This window comes from Mesorhizobium sp. CA13, from assembly GCF_020165235.1.
Classification (GTDB): domain Bacteria; phylum Pseudomonadota; class Alphaproteobacteria; order Rhizobiales; family Rhizobiaceae; genus Mesorhizobium.
The window spans coordinates 1-14,093 of the sequence record NZ_JAIUHS010000019.1; the positions used below are offsets into that span (position 1 = coordinate 1).

The window sequence follows — 14,093 nt, forward strand, 5'->3', positions numbered from 1 at the left end:
AAGGGTGGGGGCAAGGGTGGAAGCAAGGGGTCAAATCGTGACGGTGCGATGGAGATCGAAACCGGGCTGATCCCCAGTTCAGTCAACGCAACAAACCCTACTCAGGTAAGATCTTTCAAAATTTTCGAAGGCAAAGGATGTCGCCGCGACTACGCACGGTTTTGCCCGACGAAACCGATGGGTAAATGCGACCTTGAAAGCCAGATCGAACGGCTATCACCTGCATGCAGAGCTTTCGTCGAGAAGCATCGGTGAAGTTGACTTGTGACCGGGGCGGATTTCCAGTGTCGGCCGGACATCGTGTTCTTCGAGAGTGCGCTCCACGCGCCTAGAGGTCTCGGCGGAGAATCACCGCGCGGCACTCTCGGTGCCGTTCCACCTAAGCATTTGGAAATGCTGGTGATCCCGACAGGAATCGAACCTGTGACCTACAGATTAGGAATCTGCCGCTCTATCCTACTGAGCTACGGGACCACGCGGCCCGACACATAGCCGCTTCCGATCGTTTCGCCAAGGGGCGGGCCGAACACAATCGGCCGGCCCCTGCCGCCGCCAGGCCTCAGGCGGCAAGCGCGGTTTCGGCCAGCTTCACCCAGTAGCTCATGCCGTGCGGGATGGCCTCGTCGTTGAAGTCATAGGCCGGGTTATGAAGGCCGGCGGTATCGCCATTGCCGATGAAGATGAAGGCGCCGGGCCGGGCTTCGAGCATGTAGGAGAAGTCCTCGCCGCCCATCACCGGCTGGATGGCGCGGTGGACATGGGCGTCGCCGGCGACGTTTGCCGCGATATCGCTGGCAAAGACCGTCTCTTCCGCGTGGTTGAAGGTTACGGGGTAGTTCGCCTGGTAATCGACCTCGATCCTGGCTCCGAAGGCCGTGGCCAGTCCGTCGCAGATACTGCGGATGCGCTCTTCCGACTTCTTGGCGATTTCCTTGCGCAATGTGCGCACCGTGCCGGCGATCTCGGCCGATTCCGGGATGATGTTGTAGGCGTCGCCGGCATGGAACTTGGTCACCGACACCACCACGGCTTCGACCGGGTCGGTGCTGCGCGAGGCGATCGTCTGCAGGGCGCCGACCAGCTGGCTGGTGATGACGATCGGGTCGATCGTGCCGTGCGGCATCGCCGCATGGCCGCCGCGGCCCTTCACGGTGATGGTGAATTCCGCGGTCGCCGCCATGATCGGGCCTGGACGGATGGCGAACTGGCCGACCGGCAGACCCGGCATGTTGTGCATGCCGAACACTTTCGCGATGTCGAAACGCTCCATCATGCCGTCCTTGACCATCTCGTTGCCGCCGCCGCCGCCTTCCTCGGCCGGCTGGAAGATGACCGCCACCGAACCGGCGAAATTGCGCGTCTCGGCGAGATATTTCGCCGCACCCAAAAGCATCGCCGTATGGCCGTCATGGCCGCAGGCATGCATCTTGCCGGGAACGGTCGAAGCATAGGGCTTGCCTGATATCTCGTTGAGCGGCAGCGCGTCCATGTCGGCGCGCAGGCCGATGGTGGCGCCTTCGCCCTGGCGGCCGCGAATGATGCCCACGACGCCGGTCTTGCCCAGGCCCGTCACCACATCGTCGCAGCCGAAGGCCTTCAGTTTCTCGGTGACGAAGGCGGCTGTCTTGAAGACGTCGAAATTCAGTTCCGGGGTCTGGTGCAGATGTCGTCGCCAGCCGGCAACCTCGTCCTGCATTTCGGCGGCACGGTTCAGGATTGGCATGATGGTTCCATCTCGCTGTTGGGGCAGGTCCGCTGCCTTGCAATTGTGATCGCCAGGCACTTTGCCATGTTGACGTCACATAGGGTAAATAGCACCGCAACAATGCGGTCCGTTTTTGAGGGCGGACTCATTTTGCTGGCGATCGCGTAAATCTTACGGAGCCAGGGGCGACTACGGCAAGAGGCGATTTCGGATTCGATCATGCGGCACAGGCATTTCCTCAAACTATTCTGCGCGGGCGCCCTGGCGTTCTCGGCGCTGGCCGGGCCGGCGCTGGCCAATCCGGTCGTGCTGTTCGACCTGAACAGCGGCAAGATCCTCGAACATCAGGACGCGTTCAAGCGCTGGTACCCGGCATCGCTGAGCAAGCTGATGACGGCTTATGTGACCTTCCGGGCGATCGCGGCCGGCGAGGTCCGGCTCGATTCGCCGATCAAGGTAACGAAACATTCCGCCGCCGAGCCGCCGAGCAAGATGGGCTTCAAGCCAGGCTCGGTGATGCGGCTCGACAATGCGCTGAAGATGATGCTGGTCAAGTCGGCGAACGACATCGCCATGGCCGTCGGCGAGAATGTCGGGGGATCGCAGGCAGCCTTTGCCGAGCGCATGAACGCCGAAGCGGTCCGGCTCGGCATGAACGGAACGCATTTCGTCAATCCGAACGGGCTTTTTTCGCCGGACCAGTACACCACAGCGCGCGACCTGGCCGTGCTGGTGACGGCGATCCGCCGCGAGTTTCCGCAATATGCGCCGTGGTTCTCGATCGAGGGGCTTGCGGTCGGCAAGAAGGCGATTCCCAACTACAACCTGTTGATCGGCCGCTATCCCGGGGCCGACGGCATGAAGACGGGCTTCGTCTGCCCCTCCGGCTTCAATATGATCGGTTCGGCGACCCGCAACGGCCGCACGCTGGTGGCGGTGGTGCTCGGCGAGAAATCGGCGATCACCCGTGCCGAGGCCGCGGCCAAACTGCTCGACCAGGGTTTCGATACGCCTGCCGCCGGCTCGGCCACCATTGCCACGCTGGCGCCCTACGGCGACACCATCTCGCCCAACGACATGCGTGACGAGATCTGCAAGAAGAAGGCGCCGGCCGAGCAATCGGAGGCACCGCCCGTTGTCGCCAAGAACGTGCCGAAATCGCCCTATCAGGAAAAGCTTGACCATGTGCCGACGCTGGTTGCCGTGGGGCTTGGCGGCGCAACCGGTCCGACGCCGATGGCCATGCTCGCCCAGGGCGGCCAGGAATATGCCGACGTGCCCATTCCGACCTGGCGTCCGGACAGACCGGCGCCCGGCGCCGGTCCGACGGTGGCGGGCTCGGCTGCCCAGGGCGACCAGCCGGTCAAGGTCGCGAACTGAGCATGATCCCGAAAAGTGGAGTCCGGTTCTCGGGAAAGATCATGCTCAAACATAAAGACAGAATCCGATGAGCGGTTTTCCCATCCCCGTTTCCGTGCTGACCGGTTTTCTCGGCGCCGGCAAGACGACGCTGCTCAACCGGCTCCTGAAGGACCCGGCGCTGGCCGACACCGCCGTCATCATCAACGAATATGGCGAGGTGGCGATCGATCATCTGCTGGTCGAACAGGCGTCCGACGGCATCATCCAGCTTTCGGACGGCTGCCTATGCTGCACGGTGCGCGGCGAACTGGTCGACACGCTGGCCGATCTGGTCGACCGGCTGCAGACCGGCCGCATAGCCCGCCTTGCTCGCGTCATCGTCGAGACCACCGGCCTTGCCGATCCGGCACCGGTGCTGCAATCGATCATGGCGCATCCCGCCCTGGTCCAGGCTTTCCGGCTCGACGGCGTCATCACCTTGGTCGACGCGACCAACGGCGATGCCACGCTGGATGCCCATGTCGAGGCGGTCAAGCAGGTCGCCGTCGCCGACCGCATCGTGCTCTCCAAAACCGATCTGATCGCTGGTCCGGATGGATTGGAAGCGCTGCGGACGCGGCTGCGGCAGATCAATCCGGGCGCCGAACTGCTGGCTGTCGACGATGCGAAAACGGGTGTCGCGGCGCTGTTCGACTGCGGCCTCTACAACCCAGCGACCAAATCCGCCGACGTGCGGCGCTGGCTCGGCGAGGAAGCGATGCATGATCATGATCATCATGATGATGACGGGCACGGGCACGACCATGACCACGGGCACCGGCACGATCAGCGCATCCGCACCCACTCCCTGGTGCATGACGGCCCGGTGCCGTTCTCGGCCATCGAGATGTTCCTCGACCTTTTGCGCTCCACGCATGGCGAGCACTTGCTGCGCATGAAGGGCGTCATCGAACTCAAGGAGGATCCGTCGCGGCCGCTGGTGGTGCATGGCGTGCAGAAAATCCTGCATCCCCCGGCTCGATTGCCGTCCTGGCCGGAAGGCCAGCGCGGCACCCGGCTGGTGCTGATCACGCTCGACATGCCCGAAAATTATGTAAGGCGACTGTTTGCCGCCTTCACCAATCGGCCGTCGATCGACACGCCCGACCGCGCGGCGCTGGAGAACAATCCCCTGGCGATCGCGGGACGCTGATCTTTACGACAGCTATTCGCCGCGCTCGACCAGGAAGCGGTGACCGCCTGATATGGCAGATGTCTCTACGAGATGATGGCCAGAGTCGGCGCAGAACGCCGGAATGTCGATAACGGCGAGCGGATCGGTCGTTTCCAGCCAGAGCCGGCTGCCGGGCCGCATCCCGGCCAGCCGCTTCTTCGCCTTCAGCACCGGCAAAGGGCAGTTCAGCCCCTTCAGATCGTAGACGGTGTCGTCGGTCACGTTGAAAATGTCAGCCGCCGAACATGCCGAGCAGCTTGTTCTTCAGCCTCGTCACGCGGCTCTCGTCGGCACTCGCGGCCTGCGTTTCGGGCTCGGCCGGCGCTTCGATCGTCGCGGTGGCGACAGGGGCTTCCTTGGCGGTCTTGGCCGCTTCCTTTTCGGCCAGCGCCTGCGCCTTGGCGGCTTCCTTTTCGGCCAGCGCTTGCGCCTTGGCCTGCTTGGCAGCTTCTATGGCGGCCAGCCGCTGCTCCTCGGCCTTTTGCTTCGCGGCCTTTTCGGCGTCAAGCGCGGCCATCTTGCGGCCGGCGGGCGAATCGATGCGGCCCATGCGCGTGGTCTCAGTGACCGAGCCGTCCGAATTGAGCGATGGCGGGTCGATCGGCACGCGCTCGCCGCGCGCACGGCGCTTGGACCAGTCGGAGACGATGCTGGCTTCCTTGATGCCGGCGATGGTGGGCTTGGGCGCCGGCGTGCTTGCCTTGAGGGCGCCGTTGAACGCAGCCTCATACGTGCTCTGATAAGCACTGTAGGCGCTTTTCAGCGAATCCGGCTGCGTGGACGCAGGGCAGGGGCCGGTCGGATTGAATGTGGTGCCTTCGGGAGCCACCTGGTTGAAGACGTAGCGCTTCTCGCAAACGTCGACTTTCGGCGGTACCTTGGTGATCTCGAAATTGTCGTAGCCGACCTTCAGCATCTTCCAGAATTCGTAGTTCGGGTCGTTGCGGTAGCGCGCCATGTTGGCTGCGGTCATGCGGAACGGGAAGGCCTGGATCTGGAACTCGGTCTGGCCGCCCTGGAAGGCATCGCGGCCGAACGCATAGATCTGCTCGATCTGGGCATCGGTCATCGAATAGCAGCCCGAAGACGAGCAGGCGCCGTGCACCATCAGGTTGGAGCCGGTGCGGCCGTTGGCGCGGTCATAGGCGTTGGGATAGCCGATGTTGAAGGACAGATGGTAGTTCGAGCGCGGGTTCATCTGCGCCGGACGCACGGTATAAAAACCTTCCGGCGCCTGGCGGTCGCCCTCGGTGTATTTCGGCCCGAGCTTGCCCGACCATTTGCAGATATCGTAGCTGGCGACCATGTCGTAGCGGCCGTTGGTCTTGGCCTTCCAGATTTCGAGCTTGCCCTCTTCCTTGAAGATGCGCACCATCACCGAGGAGGTGCGCACCATGCCCTTGGCCTTCATGTCGGCCAGGATCTTGTCGGGCAGAGGCTTGTTGGCCTCCGGGGCAAAATCCTTCATCGACGAATCATTGCAGCCGGCGACGGCTATCGCGGTGATGAGAATTCCGGTGCGGGCAAGCTTGGCAAACATGGATAAGGCTACGTCTTCTCTTTCGGGCCAATGGCTTCGAAACGGCCGAGCCCGCATGCTGAACACAGACGGACCGTAAGCCCGTTAACCTTGAAAATTCCTTACCGCAAGCCTTGGCCACCCCTCGCGGCAATTCCATTGAACCGAATCCGGCGGCATTTTTGTGGCGAAATTGCTCATCGCCGCCACATTGCCGTGGAGCGTTGCCGTGGAGGCGGCTTGCCTCGGCCGGTTGCGCCGCCAAAGGGGTGTTCAGAGGCTGCGGCCCATCGCAAGATACTTCTCGCGGCGCTGCTCGCGAAAATCCATGTTGGCGCCGGCAAAATCCTTCATCGTCCTGGCGATGAGATCGCCCGTGGCGGCAATGACCGTTTCGGGCGCGCGCTGGGCGCCGCCGATCGGCTCGGGAATGATGGCGTCGATGATCTTCAGTTCCAGAAGGTCCTGGGCGGTGATCTTCATGTTGGTCGCCGCGTCCTTGGAGCGCGTCGTGTCGCGCCACAGGATGGAGGCCGCGCCCTCGGGCGAGATCACCGAATAGATGGCATGTTCCAGCATGTAGACGCGGTTGGCGGTGGCGATGGCAATGGCGCCGCCCGAACCGCCTTCACCGATGACAACCGAAATCGACGGCACCTTGAGCGCAAGGCAGGCCGAGGTCGAACGGGCGATGGCTTCGGCCTGGCCACGCTCCTCGGCGCCGACGCCGGGATAGGCGCCGGCCGTGTCGACCAATGTCAGCAGTGGGATCTTGAAGCGGTCGGCAAGCTCCATCAGCCGCACGGCCTTGCGATAGCCTTCGGGGCGCACCGAGCCGAAATTGTGCTTCAGCCGGCTCGCCGTGTCGGAGCCCTTCTCCTGGCCGAGGATCGCTACCGGTTCGCCGCGGAACCGGGCAAAGCCGCCGACGATCGCCTGGTCCTCGCCGAAATTGCGGTCGCCGGCGAGCGGCGTGAAATCGCTGAACAGGCCCTTGATGTAGTCGACGCAGTGGGGCCTGTCGGAGTGGCGCGCCACCTGCACCTTCTGCCAGGGCGTCAGTGCCTTGTAGAGATCGCGCAGCGCATCGCGCGACCGCTTCTCGAGCCTGCTGATCTCGTCGGCGACATCGACCGCCTCGCCGTTCTCGGCAAGCTTCTTCAGTTCCAGGATCTTGAGTTCCAGATCCTGCACCGGCTTTTCGAAATCGAGGTAATTGTACATGCTTGGGCGGACCGATACGTCGGAAGCAAAGACTGGCGGGACCCTGAAATCCGGGGCTCCGGGCGATGGAACGTCGCCTTCACATAGCGATATGAGGTCTAGTCGGCAAGCGGGTGATGATCGTTGACCAGCCGCACCAATCGCTCCTCCAGCACATGGGTATAGATCTGCGTCGTCGATATGTCGGCATGGCCAAGCAGTTGCTGCACGGCTCTGAGATCGGCCCCGTTCTGCAAGAGATGGCTGGCGAAAGCATGGCGAAGCACATGCGGCGAGACCTTGGCCGAGGCAATGCCGGCCCGGGCCGCCAGCCCCTTGAGGTCGCGAGCGAAGACCTGGCGCGAGAGGTAGCCGCTGTCCGACGCGGCAGGAAACAGGAAGGCGCTGTCGGCGAAAGCGGGGACCCTGGCCCGGGCGGCGAGCCAGGCCCGCATCGCTGCGCGCGCCTTGGCCGACAGCGGCACCATGCGCTCCTTGTCGCCCTTGCCGCGCACCATGAAGAAACGGTCGTCGCGTTGCGCCACCGTCACCGGCAAGCCGACCAGTTCCGAAACACGCAGGCCTGTCGCATAAAGCACTTCGACCAGCGCGTGCAGACGCAGCGCCGCCAGCCTTTCGCTGTCGCCGAGCCCGGCATCGCCGGCCTCCTGCGCGGCGCGGTCGATCAGCCGGCCGGTGTCGGCCTCGCTCATGGTCTTCGGCAGCGGGCGGCCTTTTTTCGGGCTGTCCAGCGTGCCGGTCGGGTCGTCGCCGCGTAGGCCTTCGGCGTAGAGGAACTTGAAGAACTGGCGGATCGCCGACAGTTTGCGTGCCTGCGATGTCGGTGCGAAGCCGCGTGCGGCAATGTCGTCGAGATAGGCGCGGATGTCCGCCGCGCCGGCGCCGGCGAGACCGCCAGGGATCTCCTGCGAAGCGTCATCGAGGTCGCGGCGATAGGAGGAAAGCGTGTTTTCGGCGGCACCCCGCTCGGCGCTCATCATCTCCAGAAAGGCTTCGATGCGGGCTGCGCTGTTCATTTCCTGAAGTTTTTCTTCGGGCTCAGTTTTTCTTTGGGTTCAGCTTTTCCGCAGGGATGCGCACGCTCATTTCCGCCTTTTTCGGCTCGACGAACATCACCAACGCGAACATCGTACCATAGGCGATGCCCGCCAGAATCGCTGATATCACGACAAGGCGAAACAGTGTCGGCATCAATCTTCGCCCGTCTTCTTGTTCTGCGTTTCCAAACCCTGTGCCCTTATGGGACGCCAATCGGGCCAATTCAAGCAAGAAGCTGAAGCGCGCCGGCAACTTCCAATGCAGCCGGTCCCCCGCCCGCGGGAAGCCAGCCTGCCTCAGTGCGCTTGACGCAACCGGGCTTTTCATGTCGATACGCCGGCAAAGAGGGCTTCGAGGCTGATGAACGCGCTACCAGCAAATCCTCCGGGCGGGAGCCATGCCGCGCTGCTGGGCAGGCTTGGCGGCCGCTCCATCGTCTTTGTCGGCCTGATGGGCGCCGGCAAGACCGCGATCGGCCGCAAGGTCGCCACCGTGCTGGCGCTGCCTTTCATCGACAGCGACCAGGAGATCGAAAGCGTCTCGCGCATGACCGTTCCGGAACTGTTCGAGCGCTATGGCGAAACCGAGTTCCGGGCGCTGGAGCAGCGCGTCATCCTGCGTGTGCTGGAAAACGGCCCGCAGGTGTTGTCGACCGGCGGCGGCGCCTTCATGAACGCACAGACGCGCGAGGCGATAGCGGCGCATGGCGTGTCGGTATGGCTGAAGGCCGAACTCGACCTTTTGATGGACCGGGTCTCCAAGAAACAGAACCGGCCGCTGCTGAAGAGCCCCGATCCGCGCGGGGTGCTCGAGCGGCTGATGAGCGAGCGCTATCCGGTCTATGCGACATCGGACGTCACCGTGCCGACCCGCGACGACCGCAAGGAAGTCATCGCGGCCGAGGTGGTGGAGGCGCTGTGCCGGCATTTCGATATCGTCCAGACCACTCCCGCGGGCGAGGTCGAACCATGAGCGCCTCTGCTGCCGTTGCCGTCGAAGTCGGACTTGGCGAGCGGGCCTACGACATCCTGATCGGGCCGGGGCTTCTGTCGCGCGCCGGCGCCGAGATGTCGCGCCGCCTGCCGGGCCGACGCGCCGCGGTCGTGACCGACACGAACGTCGCGGCGGCGCATCTCAATGCGCTGAAGGCCGGCCTGCTGGAGAGCGGCATCGAGCCCGCCGTGATCACGCTGCCGCCCGGCGAGAAAACCAAGAGTTTCGCGCATCTCGAAGAGGTGGTGGACGGCGTTCTGGCCGCGAAGCTGGAACGCGGCGACGTCGTCATCGCCCTCGGCGGCGGCGTCATCGGCGACCTGGCCGGCTTTGCCGCCGGCATCGTGCGCCGCGGCATGAACTTCGTGCAGATCCCGACCTCGCTCCTGGCGCAGGTCGATTCCTCGGTCGGCGGCAAGACCGGCATCAACAGCGCCCGCGGCAAGAACCTGGTCGGCGTCTTCCACCAGCCGAAGCTGGTGCTGGCCGATACCGGAGTGCTCGATACGCTGCCGATCCGCGAATTTCGCGCCGGCTACGCCGAACTCGCCAAATACGGGCTGATCGACCGACCCGAATTCTTCGCCTGGCTGGAGAAGAACTGGGCCAGTGTGTTCGCCGGAGGATCGGAGAGGGTGGAGGCCATCGCCGAGGCCTGCCGCGCCAAGGCAGATGTCGTTGCCCGCGACGAGTTCGAGACCGGCGACCGCGCGCTGCTCAATCTCGGCCACACGTTCGGCCATGCGCTGGAGGCTGCCACCCGCTATGACGGCGCCCGCCTCGTGCATGGCGAGGGGGTCGCCATCGGCATGGCGCTGGCGCATCGCTTCTCGTCGCGGCTCAATCTGGCCAGTCCCGACACCGCAGCGCGCGTCGAGGCGCATCTCAACACGGTGGGCCTGCCGTGGCGGATGGCCGACATTCCCGGCGAACTGCCCGACGCCGATGCTCTGCTTGGCTTCATCACCCAGGACAAGAAAGTATCGCGCGGCGCGCTGACCTTCATCCTGACGCGCGGCATCGGCGAGGCCTTCATCGCCAGGGATGTGCCGGCCTCGGAAGTGCTGTCGTTCCTCAGGGAGAACCACCCGAGCGCGACGGAAAGTCGTTCGGGCCGGCAAGGAAGCCGTCCGGACAGGCAAGGAGGCCGTCCGGACAGGCAAGAGAGCCGTCCGAAATGAACGGGGCCGGCTGGATCGTCGTCGCAGTCCTTGCCGTCATCATCCTGCTGGCCGTCGCCATGCGCGCGCGCCTGCTTGCCGCTTTCGGCTATGAACTGTCGCGCATCGAGCCGCAGCGTTCGAGCGGGGACGAGCTGCGCGGCGCCGTCGACGATTTCCGCCGCGACGGCCAGGTGGTGCGCGAGGAGCGCGACCGCATCGGCGGGTTGTTCGACCTCGAGGAGCTCGAAGTCTCCGACGTCATGGTCCACCGCACCAATATGCGCTCGGTCAATGCCGACAATGCGCCGGAAGCCGTGGTGCGCGAGATCCTGCAGAGCCCGCACACCCGCATGCCTTTGTGGAAGGGGTCGCTCGACAACATAGTCGGCGTGCTGCATGCCAAGGACCTGCTGCGCGCGCTCAACGATGTCGGCAACGACTTCTCCAGAATCGATGTGATGAAGATCGCGTCAAAGCCCTGGTTCGTGCCCGACACGACGACGTTGCAGGAACAGCTCAACGCCTTCCTGCGCCGCAAGGCGCATTTCGCCGTCGTCGTCGACGAGTATGGCGAGGTCGAGGGACTGGTGACGCTGGAGGACATCATCGAGGAGATTGTCGGCGAGATCGCCGACGAGCACGATGTCGACATACAGGGGGTCAAGCAGGAGGCGGATGGTTCCGTCGTCGTCGACGGAACCGTGCCGATCCGCGACTTGAACCGGGCGCTCGACTGGGACCTGCCGGACGAGGAGGCAACCACCATCGCCGGCCTCGTCATCCACGAGACGCAGTCGATCCCCGAGGAGAAGCAGGCCTTCACGTTCCACGGCAAGCGTTTCATCGTCATGAAACGCGACAAGAACCGCGTCGCCAGGCTAAGGATCAGGCCGGCAGGCGACAGCTGAACGGTTCATCCTGTCGCGGACGCGTCATCTCATTGTTCATGCAATTGCGGACGGCAAGCCGTTTCGAGCGTCGAGGAACCGCCCTGATGCTCAACAGTCCTTGGTCGAGCGTTCGCCGACCATTGCGTCGGTGTCGGCGTCGACGGCCGCCAGGCTGACTTCGTAACCCCAGAGGCGCCGGATATGACGAAGGGTCGCGTCGCGGCTGTCATTCTCCAGCACGACGCCATTCTTCACCTTGTGCTGGAGCCGCAAATGCCGGTCGCCGAGCAGGTCCACGTCCACAACCTGGATGTCGGGCCGACTCGCTCCCACATCATAGCTGTGGGCCAGCGCGGCGCGGATGTTGTTGTAGCCGCGCTCATTGTGGATCGATGCGACTTCGTAGTGCGGCTGGTCGGCTCCATCGGCCAGCACGAAGAGCCGCCATTTTCGTATCAGGGTCGGGCTGAGATACTGGCGAATGAAGGATTCGTCGCGGTGGTTGGCCCAGGCGTCGAGCAGGGTCTCAAGCCAGTCGCCACGGCCGGCTATGTCCGGGAACCAGTCGCGATCTTCGGCTGTCGGCTCGGTCGAGATGCGCTGAATGTCCTGCATCATGTCAAGCCCGAGCGCGTAGGGGTTGATGCCGGAAAACCGTGGGTCGTCGAAGGATGGCTGGAAGATCACGTTCGAGTGGTTGCGCAGGATTTCGAGCATCGCGCCTTCGGTGATCCGGCCACGGTCGAACAGCATGTTCATGAGCGTGTAGTGCACGAAAGTGGCGCAGCCTTCGTTCATCACCTGGGTTTGCCGCTGCGGATAAAAATACTGCGCAATGACACGGACGATCCTGAGGATCTCGCGCTGCCAGGGTTCGAGCACAAGGCTGTTCTTCTCAAGGAAATAGAGCAGGTTTTCCTCGGGCAGATTGAGCGATTTCTTCCGTTCCGACACGCCTTCATCGCCCGCTTCGGAGTTGCCGGCGTCCTGCGTGGGCGGCAGGGTGCGCCATAAGTCATTGTAGGAACGCTCCTCATATTCGAGGCGCTCGCGAAGTCCCTCGCGCTGCTGCTCCGACGACAGTTTCGGCGGCCGGTGATACCGGAACACGCCTTGCTCCATCAGCGCGTGAGCGGAATCGAGAATGGCTTCCACGGCGGCCAGGCCGTGCCGCTCCTCGCACCGGGCGATGTAGCCCTTGGCGAAGTCGAGATAGCTCAGGATCCCTCCGGCGTCCGTCCATTGGCGGAAAAGGTAATTGTTCTTGAAGAAATGATTGTGTCCAAGTGCTGCATGGGCAGTCACCAAGGCCTGCAGCGCCATGGTGTTTTCCTCCATCAGGTAGACGATGCAGGGATTGGAATTGATGACCAATTCATAGGCCAGCCCGCGACCGCCCTTGCGATAGAGAAGCTCGTTGTAGAGGAAATGCTTGCCGAACGACCAATGCCGGTACATCAGCGGCATGCCGACCGACGAGTAGGCGTCGAGCATCTGCTCGGAAGAGATGACCTCCATCTGCACCGGATAGGTGTCGAGATGAAGCTGGTCGACCGCAATCGCCTCGATCTCGTCATAGACCCGCGAAAGCTTTTTGAAATCCCAGTCGGACCCCGAAAAAAGCAGCCCCGATTTGTTGGCCTGGCCAGCCATCCGGCACCCCTTACGCGCTCTTGGCCATAGCCGGCTGCCTGGCGAAAAGCTGGCGAAATACCGGGTAGATATCGGCCGGAGCGGCGATGCGCCTCATCTGGAAGTTCGGCCATTTTTGCTCGACGGCGCTATAGGCGCGCCAGAGCGAGGTGCCATTTTCGGTCGAGCCGAAAATATGACTTTCGCGTTCGTCGATGATCTCCACATAGGCAAAATACTGGCACAGGCGCATGAGCTTGCCGTGGAGCAGTTCTATGCAGCGCTGCGAGTCGGTGGCGAAATTGTCACCGTCCGAAGCCTGGGCGGCATAGATGTTCCACTCCGTGGCCGGATAGCGTTGTTCTATGATGCGTTGCATTTCCTCGAGCGCGGTGGAAACGACGGTGCCTCCGCTTTGGGTGCAGTAGAAGAATGTCTCTTCGTCCACCTCCTGGGCCTCGTGGGTGTGGCGGATGAAGACGATCTCCGTGCGCTCATAGCGTCGGGTCAGGAACAGGTGCAGCAGCACGAAGAAACGCTTGGCCAAATCCTTCTCGCGCTCGCCCATCGACCCGGAGACGTCCATCAGGCAGAACATGACGGCGCTGGCATTCGGCACCGGCTGCGGGTCGAAGCGATTGAAGCGGATGTCGACGGGATCGACATAGGCGATGCGCTTTCGGCGGCGCTCCAGCCGCTCGAGCTCCTCCCGCAAAGTCAAGATGCTTTCGCGGGTCGCGGCATCTGGCGGCGTCGATTCCAATTTGGCGAGCTGAAGGAGGATCGCATCCAGCTCCGGCTGCTTCGGGCGCCCAAGCGCGATACGACGGGCGTGACTGTTTCGCATCGTGCGCCCGACATTGATGTTGGTCGGTGATCCGGTTGCCGCAAAACCTGCCCGCCTTGGCTTGAATGCAAGTATCTGCTTGAGATTGAGCTTGACCAGATCCGGCAGTTCGAGATCCTCGAAAAAGAGGTCGAGCACTTCCTCGCGCGACAGCACAAAGCGAAAATCGTCCTCGGAGGCCGTATTTCCCGGCGACGAGGACCCTGCGCCGCCCTGCCCGGGCTTGGGCACCAGATCTCCGGGAATGAACGTTCTGTTTCCCGGCAGGATGTGCTGGCGCCGGCCGCTGTCCCTGGCATCGCTGAAGGTCGGTTCGCCGGTGCCTCTGTGAGGCATCGGCACGGCATGCCCGCTGTCCACGTCGGCGATCCGGCCCGTCCTTATCTGGTCACGGATGCTCCGCTTGAGTTCTTCGCGCGCGCGCCTGAGAAAGCGCTGGCGATTGCCCAGGTTCTTGTCCTTCGGATTGAGGCGGCGGTCGATGAAGATCGGCATGGAACCATCCGG

14 protein-coding genes and 1 tRNA gene are annotated in these 14,093 nt (G+C 63.4%); 6 read left to right on the forward strand and 9 right to left on the reverse strand.

The features are described from left to right. Window positions 1-255, forward strand: a 255-nt coding sequence (locus tag LB566_RS28450; RefSeq protein ID WP_224629286.1) for a hypothetical protein, incomplete at its 5' end; no start/stop codon positions are given. A gap of 142 nt (window positions 256-397) precedes the next feature. Here LB566_RS28450 and LB566_RS28455 read toward each other — a convergent pair. Next, window positions 398-474, reverse strand: a tRNA-Arg gene (locus LB566_RS28455). An 85-nt stretch (window positions 475-559) separates the two neighbouring features. After that, the gene (locus LB566_RS28460) at window positions 560-1,723 is read right to left on the reverse strand and encodes a M20 aminoacylase family protein (protein ID WP_140640184.1); all 1,164 of its coding nucleotides are present in this window, start codon (window positions 1,721-1,723) and stop codon (window positions 560-562) included. A gap of 201 nt (window positions 1,724-1,924) precedes the next feature. Here LB566_RS28460 and LB566_RS28465 point away from each other — a divergent pair, with 201 nt between their 5' ends. Next, window positions 1,925-3,085, forward strand: coding sequence for a D-alanyl-D-alanine carboxypeptidase family protein (locus LB566_RS28465; RefSeq protein ID WP_224629287.1), 1,161 nt, complete (start codon window positions 1,925-1,927; stop codon window positions 3,083-3,085). A gap of 67 nt (window positions 3,086-3,152) precedes the next feature. After that, the gene (locus tag LB566_RS28470) at window positions 3,153-4,259 is read left to right on the forward strand and encodes a CobW family GTP-binding protein (protein ID WP_224629288.1); all 1,107 of its coding nucleotides are present in this window, start codon (window positions 3,153-3,155) and stop codon (window positions 4,257-4,259) included. A 12-nt stretch (window positions 4,260-4,271) separates the two neighbouring features. Here the strand turns inward: LB566_RS28470 and LB566_RS28475 are convergent, their stop codons facing one another. From LB566_RS28475 to LB566_RS28495, 5 genes are all read right to left on the reverse strand, one after another. Beyond that, window positions 4,272-4,502 (reverse strand): sulfurtransferase TusA family protein, encoded by a 231-nt coding sequence (locus LB566_RS28475; protein WP_181172632.1) that lies wholly within the window; start codon window positions 4,500-4,502, stop codon window positions 4,272-4,274. Between the two features lie 10 nt (window positions 4,503-4,512). Beyond that, entirely contained in the window at window positions 4,513-5,820 is a 1,308-nt protein-coding gene (locus tag LB566_RS28480; RefSeq protein ID WP_224629289.1) for a murein L,D-transpeptidase family protein, read from the reverse strand. Window positions 5,821-6,072: 252 nt separating this feature from the next. Further along, the gene (locus tag LB566_RS28485; RefSeq protein WP_140500751.1) at window positions 6,073-7,023 is read right to left on the reverse strand and encodes an acetyl-CoA carboxylase carboxyltransferase subunit alpha; all 951 of its coding nucleotides are present in this window, start codon (window positions 7,021-7,023) and stop codon (window positions 6,073-6,075) included. Window positions 7,024-7,121: 98 nt separating this feature from the next. Continuing rightward, window positions 7,122-8,039: a site-specific tyrosine recombinase XerD gene (locus LB566_RS28490; RefSeq protein WP_224629290.1), complete on the reverse strand. Its 918-nt coding sequence runs from the start codon at window positions 8,037-8,039 to the stop codon at window positions 7,122-7,124. A 22-nt stretch (window positions 8,040-8,061) separates the two neighbouring features. After that, window positions 8,062-8,214 carry a histidine kinase gene (locus tag LB566_RS28495; protein WP_140553359.1) on the reverse strand — a complete coding sequence of 51 codons (153 nt, stop codon included), beginning with the start codon at window positions 8,212-8,214 and terminating at the stop codon, window positions 8,062-8,064. Window positions 8,215-8,421: 207 nt separating this feature from the next. Here LB566_RS28495 and LB566_RS28500 point away from each other — a divergent pair, with 207 nt between their 5' ends. Genes LB566_RS28500 through LB566_RS28510 form a run of 3 tightly spaced genes read left to right on the forward strand, consistent with a single transcriptional unit; the run spans window position 8,422 to window position 11,125 of the window. Beyond that, window positions 8,422-9,033, forward strand: a complete 612-nt coding sequence (locus tag LB566_RS28500; protein WP_140553339.1) for a shikimate kinase — start codon at window positions 8,422-8,424, stop codon at window positions 9,031-9,033. After that, on the forward strand, window positions 9,030-10,235 hold the full coding sequence (gene aroB / locus LB566_RS28505) for a 3-dehydroquinate synthase (RefSeq protein ID WP_224629291.1): 1,206 nt from the start codon (window positions 9,030-9,032) through the stop codon (window positions 10,233-10,235). Before LB566_RS28500 ends, aroB begins: the two co-directional genes overlap by 4 nt. Beyond that, entirely contained in the window at window positions 10,232-11,125 is an 894-nt protein-coding gene (locus LB566_RS28510; protein ID WP_224629292.1) for an HlyC/CorC family transporter, read from the forward strand. The genes aroB and LB566_RS28510 overlap by 4 nt, the downstream gene beginning before the upstream one ends. Window positions 11,126-11,215: 90 nt before the next feature. On the opposite strand, the gene LB566_RS28515 is transcribed toward LB566_RS28510, so the two are convergent. Together LB566_RS28515 and LB566_RS28520 are read right to left on the reverse strand one after the other, a co-directional pair. Then, the gene (locus LB566_RS28515; protein WP_224629293.1) at window positions 11,216-12,760 is read right to left on the reverse strand and encodes a SpoVR family protein; all 1,545 of its coding nucleotides are present in this window, start codon (window positions 12,758-12,760) and stop codon (window positions 11,216-11,218) included. A gap of 10 nt (window positions 12,761-12,770) precedes the next feature. Beyond that, window positions 12,771-14,081, reverse strand: a complete 1,311-nt coding sequence (locus LB566_RS28520) for a YeaH/YhbH family protein (protein WP_224629294.1) — start codon at window positions 14,079-14,081, stop codon at window positions 12,771-12,773. Between the last annotated feature and the right edge of the window lie 12 nt (window positions 14,082-14,093).